At 76.7% G+C, this 7602-nt stretch carries 6 protein-coding genes and 1 pseudogene; 2 read left to right on the top strand and 5 right to left on the bottom strand.

From position 1 onward, the window contains the following. Nucleotides 1-124: 124 nt before the first annotated feature. Nucleotides 125-1039: pseudogene (locus ACZ56B_RS10745) on the bottom strand (LysR family transcriptional regulator); the annotation flags it as partial. A gap of 74 nt (nucleotides 1040-1113) precedes the next feature. Here ACZ56B_RS10745 and ACZ56B_RS10740 point away from each other — a divergent pair. Further along, on the top strand, nucleotides 1114-2076 hold the full coding sequence (locus ACZ56B_RS10740; RefSeq protein WP_468788418.1) for a DMT family transporter: 963 nt from the start codon (nucleotides 1114-1116) through the stop codon (nucleotides 2074-2076). An 84-nt stretch (nucleotides 2077-2160) separates the two neighbouring features. On the opposite strand, the gene ACZ56B_RS10735 is transcribed toward ACZ56B_RS10740, so the two are convergent. Then, complete coding sequence (locus ACZ56B_RS10735) at nucleotides 2161-3498, bottom strand: aminotransferase class I/II-fold pyridoxal phosphate-dependent enzyme (RefSeq protein WP_468788416.1); 1338 nt, start codon at nucleotides 3496-3498, stop codon at nucleotides 2161-2163. Nucleotides 3499-3533: 35 nt separating this feature from the next. Between ACZ56B_RS10735 and ACZ56B_RS10730 the strand changes: the two genes are divergently transcribed. Continuing rightward, complete coding sequence (locus tag ACZ56B_RS10730) at nucleotides 3534-4220, top strand: pyridoxamine 5'-phosphate oxidase family protein (RefSeq protein WP_468788414.1); 687 nt, start codon at nucleotides 3534-3536, stop codon at nucleotides 4218-4220. A gap of 197 nt (nucleotides 4221-4417) precedes the next feature. On the opposite strand, the gene ACZ56B_RS10725 is transcribed toward ACZ56B_RS10730, so the two are convergent. The 3 genes from ACZ56B_RS10725 to ACZ56B_RS10715 form a co-directional block, all read right to left on the bottom strand. Beyond that, a complete protein-coding gene (locus ACZ56B_RS10725) occupies nucleotides 4418-5374 on the bottom strand; it encodes a DMT family transporter (RefSeq protein WP_468788412.1) in 957 nt (318 codons plus the stop codon). 217 nt (nucleotides 5375-5591) lie between these two features. Beyond that, nucleotides 5592-6596, bottom strand: coding sequence for an EamA family transporter (locus ACZ56B_RS10720; RefSeq protein ID WP_468788410.1), 1005 nt, complete (start codon nucleotides 6594-6596; stop codon nucleotides 5592-5594). A 105-nt stretch (nucleotides 6597-6701) separates the two neighbouring features. Further along, nucleotides 6702-7289 carry a peptidase gene (locus ACZ56B_RS10715; protein WP_468788408.1) on the bottom strand — a complete coding sequence of 196 codons (588 nt, stop codon included), beginning with the start codon at nucleotides 7287-7289 and terminating at the stop codon, nucleotides 6702-6704. Between the last annotated feature and the right edge of the window lie 313 nt (nucleotides 7290-7602).

Below are 7602 nucleotides of genomic sequence, written 5' to 3'. Positions count from 1 at the left end.
CTCCGCGCTCCGACCGCCAGTACCCCTCCCCCCCCCCCCCCGCCCCCCCCCTCCCCCCCCCCCCCCCCCCCCCCCCCCCCCCCCCCCCCCCCCCCCCCCCCCCCCCCCCGCGCCCCGTCCCGGCGCCCTCCCCGGCCGCGCCGACGCTCTCCCCGGCCTCCCGCAGCGCCCGCACCGCCGCGCGGATCGAGGGGCGGCGGTCGGCGTCCGCGCGCCAGACGACGAACACGTGCCGCCGCACGCGCTGCCTGAGCGGGAGGGTCACCACCCCGCCGGGCAGCGGGTCGCGGCCGAGCCGCGGGGCGATGCAGACGCCGAGCCCCGCGGCGACCAGGGCGAGCTGGGTGTGGCTCTCCGCGGCGCGGTGGCCGACGATCGGTTCGACGCCCTTGGAACGCAGCGTGAACATCAGCCACTCGTGGCAGAACTCGCCCTCGCCCCAGGTGATCCACTCGTCCTCGGCGAACTCGGCGAGGTCCGCCTCGTCGTGGTCCGCGAGCCGGTGCCCGGCCGGAAGCGCCACATCGGCCGGGTCGTCCAGGAGGGGCGCCTTGACCAGGCCGTCGGGCAGCGACATCGGCTTGTTGTGCCAGTCGAGCACCACCGCGAGGTCGAGGTCGCCGCGCACCACGCCCGCGACGCTCCCCTCCGGTTCCAGCTCGCGGGAGCGCACGCGCAGCACGGGATGCCGTCGGCGCAGGTCCGCGAGGGCCACGGGGAGCAGTCCCCGCGCGGCGGTCGGGAACGCCGCGACGCGCAGCTCGCCGGCGACCTGACCGCGCTGCGCCTCCAGGTCGGACTGGGCGAGTTCCACCTGGGACAGGATGCGCGCGGCGTGCTCGGCGAGCAGCCGGCCCGCGTCCGTGAGCCGGACGCCCCGCCCGTTCTTGGCGAGCAGCTGCTGGCCGACCTCGCGCTCCAGTTTGGACATCTGCTGCGAGACGGCCGAGGTCGTGATGTGCAGGCCCGCGGCCGCGCCGCTGACCGAGCCGTGCCGGGCGAGGGCGTCGAGGGTGCGCAGGCGCTCCAGGTTCAACATGTAAGCGATGCTACGAGATAACGGGTGCGAAATCTCGATTGTGCTACGAGATGATGTCCATCATCGTTGCGTCCATGAGTAGCGTCACCGCCCCGAACACCCCGTCGGACACCACCGCGCCGGGTCAGGCGGACCCCGTCCCGGACCGCCCCCGCCCCCGCCTGGACTGGCGGCTCCGCTTCGGCGCGCTGTCCTTGATCTGGGGCTTCAGCTTCCTCCTCATCAAGGTCGGCACCCAGGGCTACGCCCCCTTCCAGGTCACGCTCGGCCGGCTGGCCTTCGGGACCGCCGTGCTGGCGGTCGCGATGGCGGTGCGGCGGGAGCGGCTGCCGCGCGGCGCGCGCACCTGGGGCCACCTCGCGGTCGCCGGGTTCCTGCTGAACGCGCTGCCCTTCTCGCTGTTCGCGTTCGCGGAACTCACCATCCCCTCCACCCTGGCGGGCATCTGCAACGCGACCTCGCCGCTGTGGGGCATGGCCCTGTCCCTGGTCGCCCTCTCCGAGGACCGTCCGACCCGGGTGCGGGTGGCGGGTCTGGCCCTGGGCTTCCTCGGGGTGCTGACCGTCCTGGGCGCCTGGCAGGGCTTCCAGGGCCTGGACGCCCGCGGCACGGCGCTGGCCCTGCTGGCCTCGCTGAGCTACCCCGTCGGCTGGATCTACGTCCGCCGCACCCTGGCGGGCAGCAGTCACTCGCACCTGTCCCTGACCGGCGGCCAGTTGCTGCTCGCCACCCTTCAACTGACCGTGGTGACACCGCTGTTCACCACCCCGCCGACCGACTTCGCCGTCGGACCGCTGCTGGCGATCGCGGCGCTGGGGACGCTGGGCACGGGTCTGGCGGTGCTCGTCCAGTACGGCCTGGTCGCCGAGGTCGGCCCGACGACCGGCCAGATGGTCACGTACTTCATCCCGGTGATCGCCGCCGCGGCGGGCGTCGTGCTCCTCGGCGAGACGCTGACCTGGTCGACACCGGTGGGGGCGGTGATCGTGCTGGCGGGTGCGGCACTCACGCAGGCCGGGCCGAGGAGGACGGCGTAGCCGCCCCCGCCCCGGCCGCCGCAAGGGCCCCGGGCCTCGCCGGGCCCGCCCTTCGGGCAGACGACGCTCCTTTCGACACACGCACTAGACGTACGTCCTCGTCGGCTCCCCGCCCGGCCCGAGCGCCGCGGCGACCGCCCCGCCTAGGACCTCGGCCTCCTCCTCCGCGAGCGTCGAGACGGTGACGCGGATGCCCGGCGGCGCGTCCACCCGGAAGCGGGCGCCGGGGGCCACCGCCCAGCCGGCGTGCAGCAGCCGGGCGACGGCGCCGGTCTCGTCCGGGACGGGCACCCACACGTTCATGCCGCTGCGTCCGTGCGCCGCGATCCCGCGCCGGGCGAGCGCCCCGATCAGCGCGTCCCGGCGCCGTCCGTACGCCGCCGCCACGGCCGCCGGGTCCACCGCGCCGCCGGACCACAGCTCCGCCACCGCGCGCTGGAGGATCCTGCTGACCCAGCCCGGCCCGAGGCGCTGCCGCCCGCGCACCCGGTCGAGCGTGACGGCGTCCCCGGTGAGCACCGCGAGCCGCAGGTCGGGACCGTACGCCTTGGCCGCCGAACGCACGAAGGCCCAGCTGCGGGTGGTGCCCGCGAGGGGGTGCAGCGGGAGGTCGACGATGTGGTGCCCGTGGTCGTCCTCGATCAGCAGCGTCTCCGGATGGCCGGCCAGCACCGAGCGCAGGGCACGCGCGCGGGCCGCGCTCAGTGCGGCGCCGGTCGGGTTCTGCGCGCGGTCGGTGACGATCAGCGCCCGGGCGCCGCCCGCCAGGGCCCGCCGCACGTCACCGGGCAGCGGCCCGTCGTCGTCGACGCCGACGGGGACGGTGCGCAGCCCGAGCGCCGGAATCAGGTCCAGCGCGCTCCCCCACCCGGGGTCCTCCACGGCGACGGCGTCCCCGGGCCTGAGGTGGGCCGCGAGCACCCGCTCCACGGCGTCCAGCGAGCCGGAGGTGACGGCGACGGGCCCGTCCGGCACCCCGTCGGCGTCCAGCCCGGCCCGCGCGAGGCGCGCCAGTCCGGGTTCCACCGGGGAGTGCCCGTAGAGCACCGGCTCCCGGTCGCCGAACCCGGCCGCCGCGGCGAACGCCCCGGCCAGCGGGGGCAGCAGGGCGGGGTCCGGGTTGCCGTCGGACAGGTCCCGCACGCCCTCCGGCGCCTCCACCCGGATGGCGTCGCGCGCCGTGGTGGCCGGCTTGGGCCGCACCCTGCTCCCCCGGCGGCCCGCGGTCTCGATGACCCCGCGCTCCCGCAGCGTCCGGTAGGCGGCCGCGACGGTGTTCGGGTTCACCCCCAGCCGCTCCGCCAACTCCCGTATGGGAGGGAGGAGTCCACCGGGAGGAAGCTCGCCCTCCCCCACCGCGCGCTCGATGCTCGCGGAAATCTCCGCAGCACGCCGTCCACTGATCCGATACTCTCCTAGCACAAACGCAATTATGCACTAGTACAGAGGAGAGCGCCATGCAGGAGGCCCCACCGCCGCAGCCGCGGACCGCCGCCGTCTACCCGCCCACCGGGCGCACCGTCCCCACCCGCTCCCCCGGCCGGGCCGCGTACGACAAGGAACTGGTGCACGCGATACTCGACGAGGGCTACGTCTGCCACCTCGGCTTCGTCCGTGACGGCGCCCCGGTGGTGCTGCCCACGCTGTACGGCCGGATCGGTGAGCGGCTCTACGTGCACGGTTCGACGGGCTCGCGCCCCCTGCGCGCGGCGGGCCGGGCCGGCGACGGCCTCCCGGTCTGCCTGACCGTCACCCACGTCGACGGGCTGGTGCTGGCCCGCTCGGCCTTCCACCACTCGGTCAACTACCGCTCCGTGGTGGTGCACGGCCTCGCGTACGACGTGACCGACCCCGAGGAGAAGCGCCGGGCCCTCGACGCCTTGGTCGACCACGTCGTGCCGGGCCGCGCCGCGGACTCCCGCCCGGCCGACAGGAAGGAGCTGGCCGCCACCGCGGTGATCCGCCTCGACCTCGAGGAGGTCTCCGCCAAGCTCCGCACCGGCGGCGTCAACGACGAGCCCGAGGACCTCGCCCTGCCCCACTGGGCCGGCGTCGTCCCGCTGCGCAAGGGGTACGGCACCCCGCTCGCCGACCCCCGCCTGGCCCCCGGCACCGCGCTGCCCGCCTACCTGGCAGCCCTGTGACGCCGCTCCCGCCCCCGGACCGCGCCCCGCGGCGCCGCCGGGGGACGGGAGCGGCCGGCCGCACACGCCTCCGGGCCGCCCGCGGCCGGCGGTCCGCCGCGCGTCCGGTCCCCGCACGTGCCCACGGCGCCGGGCGCGGACCGGGCCGGCGGCGGACACGGCCGCGGGGCCCTCCCGGTGGGGGGACCCCCTCGGCGTCACACCGGTACCGCCTCCCGCTCCGCACCGCTGGTTCGCGCGGCGCGCGTCTCGCCCACCGCGAGTCCGGCCACCGCGCCGAGCATCAGCAGGGTGCCGGCCAGGGTGGCCGCCGTGAGCCGCTCGCCGAGCAGGGCGACCGCGAGCACCGCCGCGCTCACCGGCTCCAGCAGCATGACCACGGACACCGTGGCCGACCGCACGACGGCCGCGCCGGCGAAGTAGAGGCCGTAGGCGAGCGCCGTGGGAACGGTGGCGACGTACGCCAGGAGCCAGAGGAGCGGACCGGGCGCGTCGGTGGCCGGCACCAGGCCCTCCACCGCGGCGAACGGCAGCAGCAGCACGCTCGTGACGGCGAACGCCCCGATGGTCGTGCCGGAGGCGTCCGTCCCGCCGTCGCGTCCCCACCAGCGGGTGAGCAGCGTCATCGCCGAGTACCCGGCCGCGGACAGCAGCGCGAGCAGGACGCCCCACGGATCCACGGTCGTCCCCCCGCCGCCCAGGACCAGCACGACGAGCCCGACGAGGGCACCGGCGACCGCGGCCAGGCCCCCGCCTCCCAGGCGCTCCCCCAGGGCCGCTCGCGCGCCGAGTGCGATCAGTACGGGTCCGGCGCCGAGGGTGACGACGGTGGCCACGGCGAGCCCCGTGGCGGAGACGGCCGCGAAGTAGGCCGTCTGGAAGACGGCGAGCCCCACTCCGGTGGCCACCGCGCGCAGGACCCGGCGGCCGAGCGGCACGGACGGGGCGGTCCGGCCGCGCGGCAGCAGGAGCCGGGCGGCGGACAGCAGCAGGAGGCCCCCCGCGCAGCGCCAGAAGGACAGGGCGACCGGCCCCATGTCACTGGTCCGGTAGACCAGCGACGCGGCCGCGCCCGCGGTGCCCCAGGCGGCACCGGCGACGATCAGGTAGAGCAGGCCTCGCCCGACGGGCAGGCCCGAGACGGCGTTGGACACGTGTTCTCTCCGCGGATGCGCGCGCCGCGGGCACCCCGGGGCGCGGGAAGGAAGGGACCCCGGGGTCAGGCGATCCGGGCCGGGCGGCGGGGTCCGCGGACTCCGTCTGCGGGCAGCGCCGTCCCGCCCGGCGACACGCCGGGCGGAGGGAGCAAAGGGCCCGCCTCAGGCGGCCGGAGGCGGAAGAACGAGTGCGCGCGCATGCATGATCAGCACCTTAGACGGCCGTTTCCGGTGTGGACAGTTCCCGTTCGGGCCCACCGCCGGCCACCGGCCGGCCGGAGCCCTTCGCCGGTGCCGAGGACTGGGCGATGAAGGCGCCCGCCAGCACGACCGCACCGCCCGCGATCTGCGGCGCCGACAGGTGCTCGCCGAGCAGGACCCAGGCGAGGACGGTGGCGATGACGGCCTCGAGACAGGCCACGACACCCGCGACCTGCGGCGAGAGCCGGCGCACCGAGAGCACGCCGGTGACGTACGCGACGACCGTGGCGACCAGGACGATCCAGGCCAGCAGCACGAGGGCGGCGACCGGGGCGCCGTTCATCTCGGCGCTGCCCGCCAGCACGGACCAGTCCATGGACCAGGGGCGGGCGACGACGGTCAGGACGGCGGCGCCGACGAGCAGGCCGTAGGCGATCACGCCGAGCGGGTCGGGGGCCTCGTCCCCGGCGTCGCTGCCCTGGTCGGACAGGACGAAGTAGCCGACCTGGCAGCAGGCGGCGCCGAGCGCGAGCAGCAGCCCGAGGGCGTCGAAGCCGAGGCCCGCCCACACCTCCACGACACAGGCGAGCCCGCCCACCGCCAGGACCACGCCGACCGCGGCGGCCCGGGTCACCGGACGCCGCTGCACGAACCGCACCCAGCCGAGCACCAGCGCGGGCGCCAGGTACTCGACCAGCAGCGCGACGCCCACGGGGATGCGGGACAGGGCGGCGAAGTAGCAGGCCTGGACACCGGCCACGGCGAACAGCCCGAACCCGGCGAGCAATCCCGGACGGCGGCGCAGCAGCCCCCGGTGGCGCACCGCCAGCGGCAGCATGACGAGCGCCGCGCCCGCCACCCGCAACCACACCACGTGGAGCGGGTCCAGCCCCGCCTCGATCAGCGGCTTGGCCGCGACACCGGATCCCCCGAAGGCCACCGCGGACAGCAGCGCGAGGCCGAGCCCGACGCCTTTGCCACGAGTGCTCCGAGTGCTGACAGAGGTATGCACCGGCACATGATGACAGGCACCGACAGGAGCGTCACCCCCCATGACACCTGTCTCACCGGGTGGACGGTGCAGCGGTGTCCCCCCGGCCGCGCAACGGCCGCCCCCGGTCGCTCAGTGGGCCGTGTCGCCCTCCTCGGCGGCGTGCCGCCCGGGCCGTGCGCCGTCCTCCCCTCCGGTGCGCGCCGCGAGCCGGTCCAGCAGCCCCGGGAGGTCGACACCCGCGCGCTCGAGCACCTCCACGGCCCGCGCCCGCGGGTCCGCGGCGATCTCCGCGAGCAGATCGGCTCCGCGCGCCGGGTCGTCGCCGCGGCGGGCGGCGCGCTCATGGGCGCGCTCCATGCAGGCCGCGGCGAGCGGCGAGAAGCCCGCCGTCCGCGCGACCTCCGGGACGCCGCCGGAGTCCTCGACGCCGCTCTGCCAGCGCAGGCCGTAGCCGATGCTGCGCTGGACCAGGTAGCCGAGCAGCCGGGCGATGTGCGGGCCCTCGCCGAAGACGGCCCTCACCTCGGCGTCGGACTCCAGGAGCGAGTGCAGCAGGTGGGCGGTGTCGATCTGGCGGTCCCCGTCCCGCACCGCTCTGCGGCGGGCACCGGCGACCACCGCTGCCAGCTCGGTGCCGAGCCTGGCATCGCTGTCCGCGCGGCGGGATCCCCGCTCTCGGGGCTCACGGGCCGACTGCCGGGGGATACGGGGTTGCACGCCTCCACCCCATCAGTCCCGCGGCTCCGGGACATCCCCGGCGGGAAGCATTCGCGCGTCCCACGGGAAGTGGACTCCGCGGGACGCAATCTCCTCCTTGCGGAGGAGATCGGGGCGTTTCGCCCCGAGGGGCGCGCGCCGCCTTGCCATCCGCCCCGTCCCGCCCCACGGACGGTCCGGGACGGCGGGGTGGGGGGGGGGGGGGGGGGGGGGGGGGGGGGTGGGGGGCGGCCGGGGGGGGGCGGGGGGTGGGGGGGGGGGGGGGAGGGGGGGGTGGGGGGGGGGGGGGGGGAGGGGGGGTGCGTTGGGGTAG

It is taken from the genome of Streptomyces sp. NPDC034670 (assembly GCF_055574875.1).
The sequence above is the reverse complement of the archived record's forward strand: the minus strand, read 5'-3'. Positions and strand labels throughout refer to the sequence as shown.